Source organism: Pseudoclavibacter sp. JAI123 (assembly GCF_013409665.1).
Taxonomy (GTDB): Bacteria; Actinomycetota; Actinomycetes; order Actinomycetales; family Microbacteriaceae; genus Pseudoclavibacter.
In genome coordinates this window covers 1,665,552-1,684,656 of record NZ_JACCCM010000001.1, presented here as the reverse complement: position 1 = coordinate 1,684,656, position 19,105 = coordinate 1,665,552, and the positions used below count along the sequence as shown (strand labels likewise).

At 67.6% G+C, this 19,105-nt stretch carries 19 protein-coding genes; 7 read left to right on the top strand and 12 right to left on the bottom strand.

Annotated elements, in window-relative coordinates; translation table 11 throughout:
• Position 1 precedes the first annotated feature (1 nt).
• Genes HDC34_RS07940 through HDC34_RS07930 form a run of 3 tightly spaced genes read left to right on the top strand, consistent with a single transcriptional unit; the run spans position 2 to position 3,118 of the window.
• The gene (locus HDC34_RS07940) at positions 2-1,342 is read left to right on the top strand and encodes a magnesium transporter MgtE N-terminal domain-containing protein (protein ID WP_104312612.1); all 1,341 of its coding nucleotides are present in this window, start codon (positions 2-4) and stop codon (positions 1,340-1,342) included.
• Positions 1,329-1,988, top strand: a complete 660-nt coding sequence (locus tag HDC34_RS07935) for a DUF1003 domain-containing protein (RefSeq protein ID WP_104312291.1) — start codon at positions 1,329-1,331, stop codon at positions 1,986-1,988. The genes HDC34_RS07940 and HDC34_RS07935 overlap by 14 nt, the downstream gene beginning before the upstream one ends.
• Before the next feature lie 5 nt (positions 1,989-1,993).
• Positions 1,994-3,118, top strand: a complete 1,125-nt coding sequence (locus HDC34_RS07930) for an Mrp/NBP35 family ATP-binding protein (protein WP_374757225.1) — start codon at positions 1,994-1,996, stop codon at positions 3,116-3,118.
• Positions 3,119-3,175: 57 nt separating this feature from the next.
• On the opposite strand, the gene HDC34_RS07925 is transcribed toward HDC34_RS07930, so the two are convergent.
• A complete protein-coding gene (locus HDC34_RS07925; RefSeq protein ID WP_249312005.1) occupies positions 3,176-3,589 on the bottom strand; it encodes a Sec-independent protein translocase TatB in 414 nt (137 codons plus the stop codon).
• 133 nt (positions 3,590-3,722) lie between these two features.
• Between HDC34_RS07925 and HDC34_RS07920 the strand changes: the two genes are divergently transcribed.
• Positions 3,723-4,352 carry an O-methyltransferase gene (locus HDC34_RS07920; RefSeq protein ID WP_179556479.1) on the top strand — a complete coding sequence of 210 codons (630 nt, stop codon included), beginning with the start codon at positions 3,723-3,725 and terminating at the stop codon, positions 4,350-4,352.
• A 76-nt stretch (positions 4,353-4,428) separates the two neighbouring features.
• Here the strand turns inward: HDC34_RS07920 and HDC34_RS07915 are convergent, their stop codons facing one another.
• On the bottom strand, positions 4,429-4,599 hold the full coding sequence (locus HDC34_RS07915) for a DUF3117 domain-containing protein (protein WP_104253630.1): 171 nt from the start codon (positions 4,597-4,599) through the stop codon (positions 4,429-4,431).
• Between the two features lie 216 nt (positions 4,600-4,815).
• On the opposite strand from HDC34_RS07915, the gene HDC34_RS07910 reads away from it, so the two are divergent.
• Positions 4,816-5,412, top strand: coding sequence for a superoxide dismutase (locus tag HDC34_RS07910; RefSeq protein WP_104253631.1), 597 nt, complete (start codon positions 4,816-4,818; stop codon positions 5,410-5,412).
• A gap of 86 nt (positions 5,413-5,498) precedes the next feature.
• On the opposite strand, the gene HDC34_RS07905 is transcribed toward HDC34_RS07910, so the two are convergent.
• The 3 genes from HDC34_RS07905 to dapE all read right to left on the bottom strand — a co-directional run bounded on the left by HDC34_RS07905 (position 5,499) and on the right by dapE (position 8,724).
• Positions 5,499-6,218, bottom strand: a complete 720-nt coding sequence (locus HDC34_RS07905; protein ID WP_179556478.1) for a hypothetical protein — start codon at positions 6,216-6,218, stop codon at positions 5,499-5,501.
• A gap of 134 nt (positions 6,219-6,352) precedes the next feature.
• Complete coding sequence (locus HDC34_RS07900; RefSeq protein ID WP_179556477.1) at positions 6,353-7,612, bottom strand: hypothetical protein; 1,260 nt, start codon at positions 7,610-7,612, stop codon at positions 6,353-6,355.
• Entirely contained in the window at positions 7,594-8,724 is a 1,131-nt protein-coding gene (dapE, locus tag HDC34_RS07895; protein ID WP_179556476.1) for a succinyl-diaminopimelate desuccinylase, read from the bottom strand. Before dapE ends, HDC34_RS07900 begins: the two co-directional genes overlap by 19 nt.
• A gap of 76 nt (positions 8,725-8,800) precedes the next feature.
• Between dapE and dapD the strand changes: the two genes are divergently transcribed.
• Entirely contained in the window at positions 8,801-9,784 is a 984-nt protein-coding gene (gene dapD / locus HDC34_RS07890) for a 2,3,4,5-tetrahydropyridine-2,6-dicarboxylate N-succinyltransferase (protein WP_104312297.1), read from the top strand.
• A gap of 169 nt (positions 9,785-9,953) precedes the next feature.
• On the opposite strand, the gene HDC34_RS07885 is transcribed toward dapD, so the two are convergent.
• The 6 genes from HDC34_RS07885 to HDC34_RS07860 form a co-directional block, all read right to left on the bottom strand.
• Positions 9,954-11,288, bottom strand: a complete 1,335-nt coding sequence (locus HDC34_RS07885) for a citrate synthase (RefSeq protein ID WP_104312298.1) — start codon at positions 11,286-11,288, stop codon at positions 9,954-9,956.
• A 130-nt stretch (positions 11,289-11,418) separates the two neighbouring features.
• Positions 11,419-12,549 (bottom strand): succinyldiaminopimelate transaminase, encoded by a 1,131-nt coding sequence (gene dapC, locus HDC34_RS07880; protein WP_308807288.1) that lies wholly within the window; start codon positions 12,547-12,549, stop codon positions 11,419-11,421.
• A complete protein-coding gene (fdxA, locus tag HDC34_RS07875) occupies positions 12,546-12,872 on the bottom strand; it encodes a ferredoxin (RefSeq protein ID WP_104253637.1) in 327 nt (108 codons plus the stop codon). Before fdxA ends, dapC begins: the two co-directional genes overlap by 4 nt.
• The gene (locus HDC34_RS07870; RefSeq protein WP_179556475.1) at positions 12,869-13,339 is read right to left on the bottom strand and encodes a hypothetical protein; all 471 of its coding nucleotides are present in this window, start codon (positions 13,337-13,339) and stop codon (positions 12,869-12,871) included. Before HDC34_RS07870 ends, fdxA begins: the two co-directional genes overlap by 4 nt.
• A 45-nt stretch (positions 13,340-13,384) precedes the next feature.
• Positions 13,385-15,301, bottom strand: coding sequence for a translational GTPase TypA (gene typA, locus HDC34_RS07865; RefSeq protein WP_179556474.1), 1,917 nt, complete (start codon positions 15,299-15,301; stop codon positions 13,385-13,387).
• 107 nt (positions 15,302-15,408) lie between these two features.
• Positions 15,409-17,202, bottom strand: a complete 1,794-nt coding sequence (locus tag HDC34_RS07860; RefSeq protein WP_179556473.1) for an ABC transporter ATP-binding protein — start codon at positions 17,200-17,202, stop codon at positions 15,409-15,411.
• A gap of 113 nt (positions 17,203-17,315) precedes the next feature.
• Between HDC34_RS07860 and HDC34_RS07855 the strand changes: the two genes are divergently transcribed.
• Positions 17,316-17,921 carry a hypothetical protein gene (locus tag HDC34_RS07855; protein WP_179556472.1) on the top strand — a complete coding sequence of 202 codons (606 nt, stop codon included), beginning with the start codon at positions 17,316-17,318 and terminating at the stop codon, positions 17,919-17,921.
• Positions 17,922-17,965: 44 nt separating this feature from the next.
• Here the strand turns inward: HDC34_RS07855 and HDC34_RS07850 are convergent, their stop codons facing one another.
• Positions 17,966-19,105, bottom strand: a complete 1,140-nt coding sequence (locus HDC34_RS07850; protein ID WP_082805746.1) for an ABC transporter permease — start codon at positions 19,103-19,105, stop codon at positions 17,966-17,968.

The following is a 19,105-nucleotide window of genomic DNA, read 5'->3' as shown; positions in this document are numbered from 1 at the left end:
CGTGAGCGTCTCCAAGGTCTTTACAGCGCGACTTTCCGCGTGCCCCGTCTTCGACGAGGACGGCGACCGCATCGGCAAGGTGCGCGACGTCATCGTCGAGTACCGCGCAGCGCACTCCCCGCGCGTCAACGGGCTCGTCGTCGAGACGAAGAGCAAGCGACTCATCTTCATCCCGATCCGTCAGGTCGAGTCGATCGGCTCGGGGCAGATCGTCGTGAGCGGTGAGATCGACTCGCGCCCGTTCGTGCAGCACGGGCAGGAGGTGCGTGTGCTCGCGGACCTCGCTGACCGCTCCGTGACCTTCAACGACGGGACGGCGACTGGCACCATCGAGGACGTCCAGATCGAGGAGGACGCGCAGGGGTACTGGAACGTGGGCCAGCTGTTCGTCCGCCTGCCTCGCAAGAGCAAGCAGCTCTTCGGCACCGGCCCGACGCGCTTCGCGACGTGGGACGAGGTCACTCCAGAGGTGACGCTCGGTGAGCAGCAGGCGGCGACCCAGTTCCTCACGGCTCACTCCGACATGAAGCCGAGCGACTTCGCGACAGCGCTCCTCGATCTGCCGGATGCACGCCTCAAGGAGGTCGTGAGCATGCTGCCGGACGAGCGGCTCGCGGATGTGCTCGAGGAGATGCGGGAGTCCGACCAGGTGACGATCATCGAGTGGCTCGATGAGGAGCATGCGGCTGACGTGCTCGACAAGATGCAGCCTGATGACGCCGCCGATCTCGTGGCCAAGCTGGACGCGGTCAAGAGCGAGGCGCTCCTGCAGCGAATGGACCCGGAGGAGGCGGAAGAGGTCCGCATGCTCCTCGAGTTCGCACCGGACACCGCTGGTGGTCTCATGACCACCGATCCCGTCATCCTCCCCGGGGACGCCACGGTGGCAGAGGCGCTCGTGCTGATCCGCCGGAAGGACCTCCCGGCTGCTCTCGCGACCAGTGTCTTCGTGACCCTCTCCCCCTACGAGCCGCCGACCGGCCGGTACCTCGGCCTCGTGCACTTCCAACGGCTCCTCAGATATCCGCCGCACGAGCGCCTCGACACCATCCTCGACCGCGAGATGGAGCCAGCGCCGACGACGATGCGCGACGCCGAGGTTGCTCGTGTGCTCGCGAGCTACGACCTCGTCGCGCTGCCCGTCATCGACGAGGCGCACCGCCTCGTGGGCGTCGTGACGATCGACGACGTCCTCGATCACCTCCTGCCAGAGGACTGGCGACAGGTCGACGCGGAAGGCGAGGTCGTGCCCAGCCGCGTCTCGCAGCGTGTCGGCACGAAGCGCGCCGTCACCGCCCCCGCGAACTCTCCAGTGGTCCGGAGGACTCATGGCACGTCGTGAAGACGATCTCGAGCGCCCGAAGGTCAAGGGCCTCCACCTCCGTCGGCCGCGCCCGAAGCCGAGGCGTGACGCTCGTGGAGACGACTCGGAGAACCGCGACCACGAGCGCAGCGATGCGTTCGGCCGCGGCATGGAGGCGTTCGCCCGAGCCATGGGCACCCCCGCCTTCCTCGTCGGTCTGTCGCTGTTCGTCATCTTCTGGGTCGTGTGGAACTCGATGGCACCCATCGAGCTGCGCTTCGACTCCGCCGACCTCGGCTTCATCGCCCTCACGCTCATGCTCTCGCTCCAGGCGTCCTACGCGGCCCCCATGCTGCTGCTCGCCCAGAACCGGCAGGATGACCGCGACCGCGTGCAGATCGCGCAGGACCGGCAGCGCGCCGAGCGCAACTCGGCCGACCTCGAGTACCTCGCGCGCGAGATCGTGGCATTGCGCGTCCTGACCAAGGATCTGGCCTCCAAGGACTTCATCCGGGCCGAGCTGCGCGCTCTGCTCGAGGACATCGAGGACCTCGATGATCCCGATGAGGAGGGCTCTGAGACCATCTCGCGCGAGGAGCAGCGGGTCAGCGACTCAGCGAGGCGACGTGCGGAAGCCATCCGGGACAGGAAGCGCGCGGCCAAGTCGGCAGAAGAGCAGGTGTGAGTGGCGTGACCGTCGCTGCGGACATCTGGGGCGCGCTCGGCGAGGTCAGCGACCCTGAGCTGCGTCGACCGCTGACCGAGCTCGGCATGATCGAGCGCGTCGACGAGCGCGGGGACGGGGCGTTCGAGGTCGAGCTCCGCCTCACGATCGTGGGCTGTCCTGCTGCCCGCCAGATCGAGCGGGACGTGCGATCTGCGATCGAGTCGGTCATCGACGGCGCGCCCTACGAGCTCGTGGTGGGCGTCATGACGCGCGAGCAGCGGACCGCGCTCACTGAACGGCTCCGCGGCTCGCGAGCCGGACGCGTGCATCCGTTCGGCAAGGACTCGCTGACGCGTGTCATCGCCGTGACGAGTGGCAAGGGCGGTGTCGGGAAGTCGACGGTGACGGCGAACCTCGCCGCGGCGTTCGCTCGACGCGGGCTCAGCGTGGGCCTCATCGACGCGGATGTGCACGGATACTCGATTCCGGGTCTCTTCGGGTTGGGTGATGATGTCTCGCCCACTCGGGTCGGCGACATGATCGTGCCGCCTGAGGCGCACGGGGTGAGGCTCATCTCGATCGGCATGTTCCTCGGCGACGACGCGCAGGTGGTCGCGTGGCGCGGCCCGATGCTGCACCGCACGATCGAGCAGTTCCTCACCGACGTGTACTTCGGTGACCTCGACGTCCTGCTTCTCGACCTGCCGCCGGGAACCGGCGACATCGCCATCTCCCTCGGACAGCTGCTGCCGGGAGCCGAGGTCGTCGTCGTCACGACGCCCCAGGCCGCGGCGGCCGAAGTCGCGTGGCGCTCGGGTGCGCTCGCCAGGAAGACCGGCCAGCGCGTCATCGGCGTCATCGAGACGATGTCGCCGTTCGCTTCGGCCGACGGTGTGCGTGTCGCGCTCTTCGGAGAGGGCGGCGGAAGGGCGGTCGCTGATCGTCTGAGCGAAGACGGCTCCCCCGTCGAGCTGCTCGCCGAAGTGCCCGTCAGCCAGTCTCTGCGCGAGTCCGGCGATGCAGGCACGCCCCTGCTCCGGCAGGCACCGACCACTCCGGCGGGCATCGCCCTGCAGCAGGCGGCGGATGCACTGCTCGCTCAGCCCAGGGGGCTCAGCGGCCGCAGGCTGCCCGTGTCGCTCGTCTAGACGGGGCCGGCAGACATGCAGCGCGCCCGCCTGCGTGAGCGTGGTTGGGCGTCAGGATCAGGTCGCCTCACCGTCGAAGGGCACGGGCCCGACCACGGCGGGAGCTGGAGCGGCGCCTGCTGCCCAGCTCGGTCGCGAAGCACCGCCGATCGCGGCGGCGGCTCCTCCAGCGGCCAGCGCCGCGGTGCTCGCAGCCGCTCCTGTCGAGGTCGGCTTCGCGACAGCGGGTTCAGGGGCCACGGGCTCGTCTTCAGCGAGGAGCGCGTCGCGGATGATGCGGCGGGGATCGTACTGTCTGGGGTCGAGCTTGCGCCAGTCGACGTCCGCGAAGTCGTCGCCCATCTCCTCTTTCATGCGCGACTTGGCGTTCGTGGACGCACCACGAAGCCACTTGACCGCATCAGCGAGACGCTCGGCAGCTTTCGGGAGCTTGTCGGGACCGATGATGAAGGCCGCGATAATGCCGATCAACAGCAATTTCTCAAACGTCAGCCCAAACACCGTCCCATCATAGGCTCTGGTCTGCGCCAACACGGCACTCGGGCACGCCAGCTGGGACTCCGCATTCGGGCCCCGCGGGCCAGGCCGACGCTAGTCTTGGAGAATGTCTGAACTGGAGCTCAGCTCGCGCTACATCAACGAGCGAATCGTGGACGATGCCCTCGTCCGGGATGCTCGTCAGCTGACGCTCGAACTCGGACTCCCGCTCCCCTCGGCGGCAGCCGCCGCCCACCTGACGTTCCTCGCCGCCGCCACGGGCGCATCCACGATCATCGAGATCGGCACCGGGGCGGGAGTACTGACCCACGCGGTCTGGCGCGGCGCGCCCGGCGCGACGATCACCTGCATCGATGCTGAGCCCGAGTACCTCGGCCACGCTCGTCGCCTGCTCGTCTCGGCGGGTGCGCGAGGCGCGAGCCTCCGGTTCATCACGGGCCACCCGCAGGACGTGCTCCCCCGCATGACGGAGGGCGGGTACGACCTCGTCGTCATCGGCGGCGACGTGGCGCACATCGGCGCTCACCTGCAGCACGGACTCCGGCTCATCCGCCCGGGCGGCACGATCGTGGCACTCGGCGCGCTCAATGGCGGCAAGGTGGCATCGCCGGCCCGCCGCGATGCGCTGACGAGCGGCCTTCGCGCGCTCTACGCCGAGTTCGACCTGCAAGACGACCTGCGGCTCTCACTCCTGCCTCTTGACGGCGGGATCCTGCAGCTCACGAAGCTGCGCTAGGCAAGAAGGCCCCGAGCAGGCACAGCAGAAGGGCGCCGACCGAATGGTCGACGCCCTTCTGCTTCGTGCGGAACGGCTATTCGCCGACGACCGAGCTCAGCGCATCGCGAAGCTCGCGTGCTTCGTCGTCGTTGACGGACACCACGAGGCGCCCGCCACCCTCGAGGGGTACACGGACGATGATCAGCCGTGTTTCGCGGATGGCTTCCATAGGTCCGTCACCAGTACGCGGTTTCATCGCGGCCATAATTGCGCCTCCAAGATTTGTGCAGTGTCCTCCTAGTATCCCAAATTCGTGGACGGAGTGTGCATTCGGCCCTCCGGAATGTGAAAAGTCGTGTTCTGGATGCACGCAGACTTGCGGGGAATCGACGGGGGAACGACCAGAAGCGAGGTGTAGCGTCGAAAGGCGTTGGCGTCGACGACGCCTCCTGCTCTTGCCAGATGATCGAAAGGACTTTCCGTGGCTGAATACACGCTTCCCGACCTTCCATACGACTACGCGGCACTCGAGCCCCACATCTCAGCTCGCATCATGGAGCTGCACCACGACAAGCACCACGCGACGTACGTCAAGGGCGCGAACACGGCCCTCGAGCAGATCGCCGAGGCGCGAGACAGCGGCAACCTCGCGAACATCAACAAGCTCGAGAAGGACCTCGCCTTCAACCTCGGCGGGCACGTCAACCACAGCGTGTTCTGGACCAACCTCTCCCCCGAGGGCGGCGAGCCCGAGGGTGGCATCAAGGACGCCATCGACGAGCAGTTCGGCGGACTCGAGAAGTTCCAGGCGCAGTTCACCGCGGTGGCCCTCGGCGTCCAGGGTTCCGGCTGGGCGGTGCTCGGCTACGACCAGACCGGCGGCAACCTGACGACGTTCCAGCTGTTCGACCAGCAGGGCAACATCCCGTTCGGGGTCACGCCGCTCCTGCAGCTCGACGTGTGGGAGCACGCCTACTACCTCGACTACCAGAATGTCCGTGCCGACTACATCAAGGCGTTCTGGAACATCGTGAACTGGAAGAACGTCGGCGAGCGCCTCGACGCCGCACGCTCCTAGCTCAACCAGCGGGGCGACCCGCAGACGACGATCGCCGCATCCGTGCTGGATGCGGCGATCGCTGTCTCTGGGGCTGGGCCAGCAGGTCAGCCCTTCGCGACGGCGACGGCCCGCTCGAGGGCCGCGACGCACTGCCCATCGGTCTCACGCACGATGGTGACGACGGTCTGCCCTTCGACGTAGTGGCAGATGTCGGCGGGCACGGTCTCGCCGTGCGTCTTGTTCTCGAGGAGGTAGACGGTGCCGTCGCCGAGCTCCTGCGTGGTGTACGGGTTCGTGCCGACCGAGAACCCCTCGGTGAAGCTCTCGAACTCATCGAACATGGTCGCGGCGTCGAGCGTCTCGCTGCTCGGAACGGTCGCGATGTGCAGGAAGGTCGAGCGCCACTTCCCACCGGGCTGACCACCACCGGTCCCCTCGACATCTCCGACTCTCGACGGAACCCAGTTGCAGAGTTCGGGAGCTGCAGCTGCGAGCTGTGTCAGATCAGGGTGCTGCTCGATCGAGAACGCCTGCTCGAAGGGCACGAGGCGCGCCGGGTTGAGGTCCCCGAGCATGGCGTCGGTGAAGAGCGCGCACTGTTCCGCCGAGTCGATCGAGGAGATGCTCCAGGCAACCGCGGGCTGCTCCGTCTCCTCGGGCGTTGCGGTCGCGGTCTCCGTGACCTCAGGCGTCGCCGTGACTGCCGCGGTGGGTGACGACGTGGTCGTTGGGCCCGCCTCCCCCGGTGTCGCCTGACACCCCGAAAGTGCCAGCATCCCGACCGCCGCGATTACTGCGATCCGCCCCGCCCCGAGTCGTTCCATGTCCTGCTCCCCCGTGTTCTGTCGACGCTGCTGCGTCGGTGCTGTTGCCTGCCCTCAATGTAGGGGTTCACCAGGGCTTTCTGTGCCGGAAACGATAACGCTCCGGCCACGGAACGGTGACGTTTTGGACCGGGCTAAGCCGGGGTCCAGTCACCCTCCACGGTGTACCAGCAGATGTACAGCCAGACCAGCTGGCCGACGAGCATGACGACGACCACGCCGACCCGGTAGAGCGGTGACTTGGGGATGGCGACCGCGCCGAGGACGGGGAACATCGGCATGAGCAGACGGAAGGTGCTCGACTGCGGGAAGAACACGGCGAACAGGTATGTGAAGTAGCTGAGCAGCCAGATCCTGATCTCGATGCCGAGCCTTCGCATGACCGGCAGCGCGATGACGCCGAGCACGACGACGACGAACAGCACGACGATCACGGCACCGATCGGCTGCCCGAACCAGAACGTCGATCCGTGGAACCAGCCGGTGAACGGCACGAGCTCGATGGGGCCGGTGTAGTGGATGCGCCAGGCCAGCTCCGTGTCGATGTAGGCCGACGGGATGCCGGTGACGGCCCATGCGATGAGGAGCCAGCCGAAGCCGGCGAGCGCCGAGAGCAGACCGGCCGCCATGACCTTGATGACCTCCGGCTTCGGGAAGTCCTCTCTGCCCTTGGCGTGCATCCACCAGCGAGCGAGGAAGTACAGGCCCAGCGTCATAGCCCACGCGAGCCCGGTCGGGCGAGTGAAGGATGCGATGACGATGACCGGGAGCATGACGAGCCACTGGCGCTTGATGAGGAGGTACAGCAGCAGCGCGACGAAGAAGTTCTGCGCGCTCTCCGCGTAGCCGAGCTGCAGCAAGGGGCTCGTCGGCCCGATGCAGAAGAGCAGCGTCGCGAACGACGTCGTGCTCTTGTCGACGACCAGGGCAAGCGTTCGGTTGAAGACCCATGCAGCGGCGAACCCGAAGGCCGTCGCGACGAGCACGGACGCGATCTCCCAGGGGAGCGTCGTCACGAGCATCAGCGCGCGGACGAGCACCGGGTACACGGGCATGAACGCCCACGCGTTCTCGGTCACCTGCCCCTCGTCGTTCCTCGGCAGGTCACTGGAGTAGCCGTACGGCCCTGTCGCGATGCGCTCGTACCAGGCCGAGTCCCAGAGGTTCGAGAAGGTCCACAGGTCGGGCTTGGCCGGCGACTGCCAGGTCTCCTGCTGCTGCGAGGCGAACGCCAGCAGGAACGTGGTCGTCACGACGCGGGAGACGGCGAAGATGATGGCGACCTGCGCAAGTGGCGGCAGGCGATTCCAGTAGTAGGAGAAGTAGGTGGGTCGCGTGTCAGCGGCGACGGTGAAGTCGTCGCGCCCAGTCCTGGCTAGCGTGAGGTCAGCCACGTGCGCAGCCCCTCTTCGACGCGCGTGATCTCGGTCAGCAGCACCCGCTCGTCGTCCGCGTGCGCCTTCAACGGGTCGCCGGGGCCGTAGTTGACGGCCGGGATGCCCAGGGCCGAGAAGCGCGCCACGTCCGTCCACCCGTACTTCGGCTTGGCTTCCGCCCCAACCGCCTCCAGGAAGCCGCGGGCGAGCGGTGCGTCCAGCCCGGGACGCGCGGCGGGAGAACGGTCCACGAAGTCGAGCTCGAAGTCGCCGAACCACTCTCGGAGCTTCGCCTCGGCCTCGTCGAGCGACTTGTCCGGAGCGAAGCGGTAGTTGACGTGCACGACGCACTCGTCTGGGATGACATTGCCGGCCACTCCCCCTGAGATGCGGACGGCGTTGAGCCCCTCCCGGTAGTCGAGCCCCTCGACGGGAACGGTGGCCGGTTCGAACGCCGCGAGCCTCGCGAGGATCGGCGCCGCCCTGTGGATGGCGTTCTGGCCCACCCAGGCGCGGGCGGAGTGCGCGCGCTTGCCTCTCGTGCGGATGTCGACGCGGATCGTGCCGTTGCAGCCACCCTCGACCTCCCCCTTCGTGGGTTCGCCGAGGATCGCGAAGTCCGCCGCGAGCAGATCGGGTCGCGCATCGGCCAGCTGCCCGAGGCCGTTGAGGTCTGAGGCGACCTCCTCGTTGTCGTACCAGATCCAGGTGACGTCGACGGCGGGTTCCGTGAGCTCTGCCGCGAGCCGCAGCTGCACGGCAACACCGGCCTTCATGTCGACGGTGCCGCGCCCCCAGAGGTACTCACCGGCCGGCGTGCCCGGCACGTCCGCGGCCGCCTGCTCGGGCGTCAGCACCTCGCTGCGGGTCGGGAGGTTCTCGTTGATCGGAACCGTGTCGATGTGCCCGGCGATCGCGACCCGCTGGGTGCGACCAAGCGACGTGCGCGCGACGATCGTGTTGCCGAGCCGGAGCACTTCGAGATGCTCGAACGGCGAGAGCGCCGCCTCGATCGTGTCGGCAATCGCCGCCTCTTCGCCGGATACCGACGGGATGTCGCACAGCAGCCTCGTGAGTTCGGTCGAAGGTCGCGTCAGATCGATGGCGTCGGCGCTCGCGAGAGAAGACATGCGCTCAAGCCTAAGTCCTCCACCGGAACGGGCCCGCTCGTGCCCGCGCGAGCCCTTCGCTGGGTAGCCTGGAGCCATGACCAACGATGCACCAACCTCCAACGACCCGCGGACCGCGTGGGGCGACGGCCTCGCCACCATCACGAACGACGGACAGGTGCTCGACGCCTGGTTCCCGACACCCGCGCTCGGCGCCCTGCCAGAGGGCCGAGACCCGCACATCTCGCCCGCGAGCTTCGCCGCCCTCGCCTACGATGACGAGCGTCGCCAGGTCCAGGTCAGCCCCGTCACGGTGACCGTGGAGCTGGACGGTCCCGTCGAGAGCGTCGTCGATGCCTACCTGCGCCTCCACCTCCTGAGCCACCTCATCGTCGAGCCCAACAGCATCAACCTCGACGGCATCTTCGGCCACCTGCCCACCAACGCGTGGACCAACGTCGGGCCCATGCGCCCCGAGCTGGCGGCGAGCTCGCGCGCGGGCCTTCAGCGCGAGGGCATCCAGGTCTACGCCGTCGACAAGTTCCCGCGCCTCCTCGACTACGTCATGCCGGCGGATGTGCGCATCGCGGACGGCGGACGGGTGCGGCTCGGCGCGCACCTCGCCCCGGGGACGGTCGTCATGCACGAGGGCTTCGTCAACTTCAACGCGGGCACGCTCGGCCGTTCCATGGTCGAGGGCCGCGTCTCCCAGGGCGTCGTCCTCGGCGCCGGCAGCGACATCGGCGGCGGCGCATCGATCATGGGCACGCTCTCCGGCGGCGGCAAGGAGCGCATCCGAATCGGCGAGCGCGCACTGCTGGGCGCGAACTCCGGCATCGGCATCTCGCTTGGCGACGACTCGATCGTCGAGGCCGGCCTCTATGTCACGGCCGGCACGAAGGTCTCCCTCATCGGCGTGAGCGACCCCGACGGTCAGATCGGCGAGCCCCGCTCGGTGAAAGCCGCCGAGCTCTCCGGTGTGCCCAACCTGCTGTTCCGTCGCAACTCGCTCAACGGCGCCGTCGAGGCCCTAGCCCGCACGGGGGCTGGCATCCAGCTCAACGACGCGCTGCACGCCTAGCAACCCCCGCAACCCGGAGACGAAACAACACTCCCCGCTGGCCACCTGTCGTGCGGCTCGAGCGGGGAGTGTCTTGTTCGTTCAGCGTAGAGCGAGAGCCGCCGGATCGGAAGCCCTCTCAGGGATTTCCAGGTTCCGGCGGCTCTCTCTTGTCGTCGCGCGGCCAGCGTCAGAGAAGCTGGAAGCCGCGGTTCTCCGGGTAGTGCCGCTCCGGCTCCCCCGTGTACAGCTGCTGCGGGCGACCGATCTTCGTCTTGGCGTCGGCGTTGGCCTCACGCCAGTGCGCGAGCCAGCCGGGCAGCCGGCCGATGGCGAAGAGCACCGTGAACATGCGCGTGGGGAACCCCATGGCCTTGTAGATGAGGCCCGTGTAGAAGTCGACGTTCGGGTAGAGGCTGCGCTCTTTGAAGTAGTCGTCGTTGAGCGCGACCTGCTCGAGCTGCGTGGCGAGCTCCAGGAGCGGGTCGTTGACGCCGAGGGCGGCGAGCACCTCGTCGGCGGACTCCTTGACGAGCTTCGCGCGCGGGTCGTAGCTCTTGTAGACGCGGTGCCCGAAGCCCATGAGGCGGACGCCGTCTTCCTTGTTCTTCACGCGCTCGACGAAGCGGTCGACGCCCTCGCCCGATTCCTGGATCTGCGCGAGCATCTTCAGGACTGCCTCGTTCGCGCCACCGTGCAGCGGGCCGTTGAGCGCGCTGATGCCGGCTGAGATCGACGAGTACATGTTCGCCTCGGTCGAGCCGACGAGGCGGACCGTCGACGTCGATGCGTTCTGCTCGTGGTCGGCGTGCAGGATGAGGAGGCGCTCGAGCGCCTTCGAGAGCACTGGGTTGACCTCATACGGCTCGGCGAGGTTGCCGAAGTTGAGCTTGAGGAAGTTGTCGACGAAGTCGAGCGAGTTGTCCGGGTACAGGAAGGCCTGGCCGATGCTCTTCTTGTGCGCGTAGGCGGCGATGACCGGGATCTTCGCGAGGAGCCGGATGGTCGACTGCTCGACCATCTCGGGGTTGTGGACGTCGAGCGAGTCCTCGTAGTAGGTCGAGAGCGCGTTGACCGCACTGGAGAGCACCGACATGGGGTGAGCGTGCGGCGGCAGTGCCGTGAAGAAGCGCTTGAGGTCCTCGTGCAGGAGGGTGTGATGGCGGATGCGATCCGTGAAACTCTCGTACTCGGACTCGGTGGGGAGCTGACCGTAGAGGAGCAGGTAGGCGACTTCGAGGAAGCTCGACTTGGAGGCGAGCTCCTCGATCGGATAGCCGCGGTAACGCAGGATGCCGTTGGCACCATCGATGTACGTGATGGCGGACTTGGTCGACGACGTGTTGACGAACCCCTGGTCGAGCGTCGTGTATCCCGTCTGCTTCATGAACGTCGAGATGTCGACCGCGTCAGCGCCTTCGGTGGCGCGCAGGACTGGGAACTCCGCGGTCCTGTCGCCGATCCTGAAGGTGGCCGAGTCCGCCTCGTGCTGGTGGGCCTCAGCCTGCTTGTGCTGTTCAGTCACAAATCCTCCTCGAGCGAGTGGGGGATGCTCCCCGGCGAGCACGCAGAACGCGCAGTGTCCTCATAGCCTAATCGGTCGACAAGGTGACTATGCGAATCCACAATGAAACCCGCGATGTGCTGTCTGTTGTCTACTGCGCGTGCACCGATTGGTCAGCATTGGCCGCAATCAGGCGCCGGGCGGCCTCAGCGATCTGCGCATCGGTGGCCGTGAGTGAGATGCGGACGTACTGGGCTCCGGCGTCGCCGTAGAAGACGCCCGGCCCGCCGATGATGCCCAGATCGGCGAGCGCGCCGATCGTGGTCCACGAGTCATGTCCTGTCGTGCCCCAGAGGTAGAGCCCCGCCTCGCTGTGCTCGATGCGCAGCCCCCAGGACTGCAGGGCCGGCAGCAGCACCTCGCGGCGTCGGCGGTAGCGGTGGTACTGCTCCCTGGCGTGCTCGTCATCGCCGAGCGCCGTCGCGACCGCCGCCTGCACAGGAGCTGGCACGATGAGGCCGGCGTGCTTGCGCGCGACGAGGAGTCTCTCGATCAGCGAGGCATCACCAGCGATGTACGCCGCTCGGTATCCGGCGAGGTTCGAGCGCTTCGACAGCGAGGAGCAGGCGAGGATGTTCGTCAGGTCACCACCGGTGACCCGATCGTCGAGGATGCTCGGGATGCGCTCCCCCGACCATTCACCCCAGCCGAGTTCGGCGTAGCACTCGTCGTTCACGATGATGGCCCCCAGCTCCCGCGCACGTTCGACCGCGGCCCTGAGCTCGTCGACGCCGAGGACGCGTCCGTCCGGATTGCCGGGGCTGTTCAGCCAGATGAGCTTCGTCGACGCGGGCCAGGAAGCCGGGTCGTCACCTGAGAACCCCGCCGCCCCAGCGAAGACGGCGCCGATCTCGTACGTGGGGTAGGCGCGTGCCGGGTAGACGACGGTGTCGCCTGCACCGAGGCGCAGGAAGAACGCCGCCGTGGCGACGAACTCCTTCGAGCCCACCGTGAGCATCGTGTTCGCTCGCCCGAGCCCCGTGACACCCCGGCTCCTCGCGAACCACTCGACCACTGCATCCCGCGCCTCAGGGGTGCCGATTGTCGTCGGGTAGGAGTGCGCGTCGGCGTGCTCGCGCAGCGCCGTCCGCACGATCTCGGGAGTCGGGTCGACCGGCGAGCCGATCGACAGGTCCACGGCGCCGTCAGGATGCGACTTCGCTCGTTCGACGTACGGCGCGAGGTTGTCCCACGGATAGTCGGGAAGCTCACCCAGCGTCACGCGCCGTCCCCCTGGGGGTCGAGTGCCGCGATGAGGGGGTGGTCGTGATGGATGACGCCCACCTTGGCCGCGCCTCCCGGGGAGCCGATCTCGCTGAAGAAGTCGACGTTCGCGGTGTAGTACTCGCTCCACTCGTCGGGCAGGTCATCTTCGTAGTAGATGGCCTCGACGGGGCACACGGGCTCGCAGGCCCCGCAGTCGACGCATTCGTCCGGATGGATGTAGAGCATCCGGTCGCCCTCGTAGATGCAGTCGACGGGGCACTCGTCGATGCAGGCCCGGTCTTTCACGTCGACACAGGGAAGGGCGATGACGTAGGTCACTTGGGTGACTCCTCCAAGTTCGTGGGCGATCTCCCATCGTACTCGTCGCGGACGGGCGTCGTTCGCGCTCGACGGCTCGGGAGCTGCGGCCAGAATGCGCAGGCCGCCGCGATGAGCGATGCGAGCGCCAGCCACGCGAGGCCGAATGCGTCCCCGACGACGACGACGCTGGACCCGGGGTTCCAGAGTCCGAGGGCGCCGACCGCCGCGACGACGCCGGCCGCGAATCCCGTGGTCATCCACCGGTCGACGAGGTACATGCGGAGGCCGATGCCGAGGCACAGGATGCAGGCGAGTCCGAGCACGATACCGACCCACAGCGTGGTGTCGAAGAGCTCGACGCGACCGCGGTGCAGGAACGTCGTGACCGTGCCGACGATGAGGCCGAGAAGCGCGTAGAGCAGCGCCCCGAGGATTCGCTCCCCGGTGCGCTGCTCTCCGGCAGGCTGTTCGATGACTTCCGTCATACGACCTTAATCTTCACTGCGAACCGTGCGAGTTCGCACGTTCGACTACTGCTTCTTGGCGCGCGACGTGGCACGTGCACGTGCGTTGCCGTCGAGGAGCAGCTTGCGGATGCGGATCTTCTCGGGCGTGACCTCGACGCACTCGTCTTCGCGAGCGAACTCGAGGCATTCCTCGAGCGTGAGCTGGCGCGACGGGGTCATCGACTCGAACGTGTCCGCGTTGGCGGAACGCATGTTCGTGAGCTTCTTCTCCTTGGTCACGTTGACGTCCATGTCGTCGGCGCGCGAGTTCTCGCCGATGACCATGCCCTCGTAGACCTCTTCGGTCGGCTGCACGAAGAACGACATGCGCTCCTGCAGGGCGATCATCGCGAACGGCGTCGCCACTCCGGCGCGGTCGGCGACGATCGAGCCCGACGTGCGGGTCGTGATCGGGCCGGCCCATGGCTCGTAGCCGTGCGAGATGGCGTTGGCGATACCGGTGCCGCGTGTGCTGGTCATGAACTCGCTGCGGAAGCCGATGAGGCCACGCGACGGGATGACGAACTCCATGCGCACCCAGCCGGTGCCGTGGTTCGACATGGACTCCATGCGGCCCTTGCGCGCCGCGAGGAGCTGCGTGATGGCACCGAGGTGCTCCTCTGGCGAGTCGATAGTGAGGTGCTCGTACGGCTCGTGCGTCTTGCCGTCGACGATCTTCGTGACGACCTGCGGCTTGCCGGCGGTCAGCTCGAAGCCTTCGCGACGCATGTTCTCGATGAGGACGGAGAGCGCGAGCTCGCCACGGCCTTGGACTTCCCAGGCGTCCGGGCGGCCGATGTCGAGGACACGGATCGAGACGTTGCCGATGAGCTCGCGGTCGAGACGGTCCTTGACCATGCGCGAGGTGAGCTTGTGGCCCTTGACCTTGCCCATGATGGGCGAGGTGTTCGTGCCGATCGTCATCGAGATGGCCGGCTCGTCGACCGTGATGCCGGGGAGCGGGCGGATGTCCTCGGGGTCGGCGATCGTCTCGCCGATCATGATCTCGGGGATGCCGGCGACGGCGACGATGTCACCGGGGCCCGCGGAGTCGGTGGGGACGCGGTCGAGCGCCTTCGTCTCGAGCAGCTCCGTGATGCGCACGTTGTGCACCGAGCCGTCGTTCTTGACCCAGGCCACGTTCTGGCCCTTCTTGAGCGTGCCGTTGAAGACGCGCAGCAGAGCGAGACGCCCGAGGAACGGCGAGCTGTCCAGGTTCGTCACGTGCGCCTGCAGCGGCGCCTCTGGGTCGAAGGCGGGCGGCTGGATGTGCTTGAGGATCGTCTCGAAGAGGGGCTCGAGGTCGTCGTTGTCCGGCAGCTCGCCGTCAGCGGGCTGGTTGTGCGAAGCGGCACCGGCACGCCCGGAGGCGTAGAGGACGGGCAGGTCGAGCAGCGCGTCGATGTCAAGATCCGGTGCCTCGTCGGCCATGTCGGAGGCGAGGCCGAGAAGCAGGTCCTGGCTCTCGGCGACGACCTCGTCGATGCGGGCATCGGGACGGTCCGTCTTGTTGACGCAGAGGATGACGGGCAGGTTCGCGGCGAGCGCCTTGCGGAGCACGAAGCGAGTCTGCGGGAGGGGACCCTCGGACGCGTCGACGAGCAGGACGACGCCGTCGACCATCGACAGGCCGCGCTCGACCTCACCGCCGAAGTCGGCGTGGCCGGGGGTGTCGATCACGTTGATCGTGATCGGGCCATCCGTGGCGTGCTTCCCCTTGTACGAGATCGCCGTGTTCTTGGCGAGGATGGTGATGCCCTTTTCACGCTCGAGGTCGTTCGAGTCCATGACTCGGGCCTCGGTCGAGTTGCTGTCGTGCTCGCCAAACGAGCCCGTCTGCTTCAGCATGGCGTCGACGAGGGTCGTCTTGCCGTGGTCGACGTGCGCCACGATGGCGACGTTACGGAGTTCAGAACGGTGGGCGACAGGCACAGCAGTCATTCAGGGGTGCTTTCATTTGAGAAAAGGGCAGTTCATCCTACGTCACGGAGGGCACGCCTCCCGACCAGCGTGAGATGGGCCTCACGCTGGTCGAAGTTTCTACCGGGTCACTGCCCGGATTCGCGCTCCTCGGCTTCCGCCCGCAGCACGTTCTCCTGCTGCCCGCTCGGCGCGTCGGAGACCACGATGTCGTCGCCGAGCACCTCGTTCGTGACCGCAGCGGCCGTCGCCCGCTTGAGCGCGGCGCGCTCCTCGCGACGCATCGCCTGCTCGTCAGGGTCGGGAACCGGCACGGCAGCGACGAGGCGCTGCGTGTACGGATCCTGGGGTGCGCGCAGGATCTGGTCCGTCGGCCCCTGCTCCACGATCTTGCCGTGGTTCATTACGATCACGCGGTTGGCGAGCTGGTCCACGACGGCGAGGTCGTGGGTCACGAAGAGCACCGCGAACTGCAGGCGCTGCTGGATCTCGACGAGCAGCTCCAGCACGCGCTTCTGCACCGAGACGTCCAGTGCCGACGTCGGCTCGTCGGCGACGAGGAGCTTCGGCTCGAGCGCAAGGGCTCGAGCGATGCCGATTCGCTGACGCTGGCCGCCGGAGAGCTCGTTCGGGTAGCGGTTGCGGAAGGAACGGGGCAGCTCGACCTGGTCGAGCAGCTCGCCGACGCGGGCCTCGATCTCGGCCTTCGTGAGCTTCTTCTCGAGGATGAGCGGCTCGGCGATCGACTGCCCGACGGGCCAGCGGGGGTTGAGCGACGAGCCCGGGTCCTGGAAGACGATGCCGATGTCGCGGCGCACCTTCGCGAGGTCCTGCCGGGAGACGCCGTTGAGCTCGACGCCGTTGAGCTTCATGGAGCCTGCCGCGACCGGCAGCAGGCCGACGACCGCTCGCGCGACCGTGGTCTTGCCGGAGCCGGACTCGCCGACGACGCTGACGATCTCGCCAGGGTAGATCTCGAACGTCGCGTCCTCGACCGCTTTGAACGCTGGGACGCGCCCCTGCTTCGGGTACTCGATGTCGGCGTTCTGCACGACGAGAGCCGGCTCGCCCGTGAACTCGCGCGCGTCCAGCCCGCTCGCCTCCCCCGTGCCGAGGTGCGGCACGGCGTCGAGCAGCGTCTTCGTGTAGGCGTGCTGCGGGTTCTTGAAGATCTCGCGCACCGTGCCGCGCTCGACGATCTCTCCACCCTTCATGACGATCACGTTGTCGGCGATGTCGGCGACGACGCCCATGTCGTGCGTGATGATGACGATGGCCGAGTTCAGGCGCTCGTGGAGTGAGCGCATGAGCTCCAGGATCTCGGCCTGGATCGTCACGTCGAGCGCTGTCGTCGGCTCATCCGCGATGAGGAGGTCGGGGTCGCAGCTCAGGGACTGCGCGATCATGGCGCGCTGGCGCTGGCCGCCGGAGAGCTGATGCGGGTACGAGTCGAACGCCTTGGCCGGGTTCGGCATCTCCACGAGGCGAAGCAGCTCGAGCGCACGCTCGCGCGCATCGTTCGGCGTCATCGTCGGGTTGTGGATGCGCAGGGCCTCGGAGATCTGGAATCCGATCGTGAGCACGGGGTTGAGCGCGGTCATCGGCTCCTGGAAGATGACCGCGATGTCATTGCCACGCGCGCGACGAAGCGTCGACTGCGGGGCGCCGATGAGCTCGGTGCCGTTGAGCTTCGCGCTTCCGGACGTGCGCCCGTTCTTCGGGAGCAGGTCCAGCAGCGTCATCGACGACACCGACTTGCCGGAGCCGGACTCGCCCACGATGGCGAGCACCTCGCCCGGCCGGACCACGTAGTTGATGTCCTTCGCGGCGGGGACCCAGTCTCCGCCGACCCAGAACTCGACGCTCAGGTCCTGCACCTCGAGGATGGGCGTCGTGTCGTCTTTGCGTGAAGTCGTGCTCATGAGCGTGCCTCCCGGTGGGCTGCGGTCGAAGTGCGTGGAGTCTGAGGTGCGAGCGGACCGACTGCCGGTCCGCTCACCGCGGTGGGACGGGATTCGTCTGCGACACTTGGCTCGTGTCCGAGCGAACAGTTCTCCGCCCCCGCATGGGTCTTGTCGTCTACGGCGTCATCGCCGCCATGGCGCTGGTCGCCGTCATCTCCGTGGCGGTGACGCCCGGTGCCGGCCGCCACCTGCTCTCGGTGCTGCCGCTGCCCATCCTGGCGCTCGGCGTCGGCTGGATCACCCTCGTGAGCCCGAGCGTCGTCTTCACCGATGATGCGCTCGAGGTGAACAACCCCCTCAAGAAGACGGTGGTGCCATACGGCCACATCGAGCTCGTCGAGACGACGCGCGGCTTCACCGTCACCACGCCGGAGGGCAAGGTCAGCGCGTGGGCCGCTCCCCCGCCCGACCGGCTCAGCGCCGAGCGAATGGACCCGCGCGACCCGCTCCTGTGGAAGGACCCTCGCCGACTCACCGACGAGTCGCAGAGCATCCGCACGAGCGCCGCTCCCGGCACGTACTCGGGAGACGCGGCCGTGAACCTCACGCACCGCAGGGCCCAGCAGCAGCGTGAGGCCGGAGCCCCGCTCGCCCCGGTCGTGCGCACGCAGAACGTGGCGAACACGGTGGTGCTGATCACCACCCTGCTGGTCGTCGGCGCGCTCTTCGCGTTCTAGCCCCACAGGGGCCAGCGACCCGGCGCGCTCTGCCACGAGGACCGTCACGCATCCGCCTTGCTCGAGTCGCGGTCAGCCGCGTCGCCCTTGGTCGGACGGCCGTCGCGCGAGGTGAGCGTGCGCCACATGCGCGACCAGGTGCCGTTGCCCGGGATCTTGCGCTGACGCGGGTCGAAGGCGTCTCGCAGGCCGTCGCCGATGAAGTTGATGCACAGGGCGATCGCCACGATGAAGGCGCCGGGGAACCAGAACAGCCACGGACGGGTGGCGAACGCGCCCTGGTACTCCTGCACGATCTGGCCGAGCGACACGTCGGGCGGCTGGATGCCGAAGCCCAGGAACGAGAGGTTCGCCTCGAGGATGATGGCGGCGCTCATCAGCAGGGTCGTCGAGACGATCACCACGCCGAGAGCGTTCGGCAGGATGTGGCGGAAGATGATGCGCCGGCCGGAGGCGCCGGCGACGCGCGCAGCGTCCACGAACTCGCGCTCGCGAAGGGTGAGGAACTCGCCGCGAACCAGGCGGGCGAGCGACATCCAGCCGACGAGGCCGAGGACCACGGCGAGCGAGACGGCGCCGTAGGCCCGCAGCACCTCGTTCTGTCCAGCGAGCTGTCCGAGGACGGCCGCGAAGACGAGCGTCGGGATGACGAGGAAGAGGTCGGTGACGCGCATGAGCACGTTGTCGACCCAGCCGCGGTAGTAGCCCGCGATGCCGCCGACGATGATGCCGATGACCGCTGCGAGGATGCCGTAGATGAACATGACCGTCAGCGACTGCTGCGTGCCGCGCATGACGCGGGCGAAGATGTCACGGCCGATCTCGTCCTGACCGAACGGATGCGAGCCCCAGTCGAAGAGGCTCACGAAGGTCGGATTGCCGCCGTTCACGATCGGCGCGATGGAGTTCCAGTCGTAGGCCCACCAGCCCGAGACCTGGATCTGCGTGAACTTGCCCTCAGAGAAGTCCCACCACGGCACGACGATGCCGACGGACGTGAAGACGAGCAGCACGATGACCAGGAGGACGGCGGTGGACACCATGGCACCCGTGTGGCGCACGAAGCGCCGCCACACGATCTGGCCCTGGCTGAGGCCGATGGTCTCACGCTGCTCGATGGTCAGCTCGTCGCCGGGGCCGTGAGGCTGCGGGGCGGTGATCTCGGTGAAGTTCGGAGTCGTCAT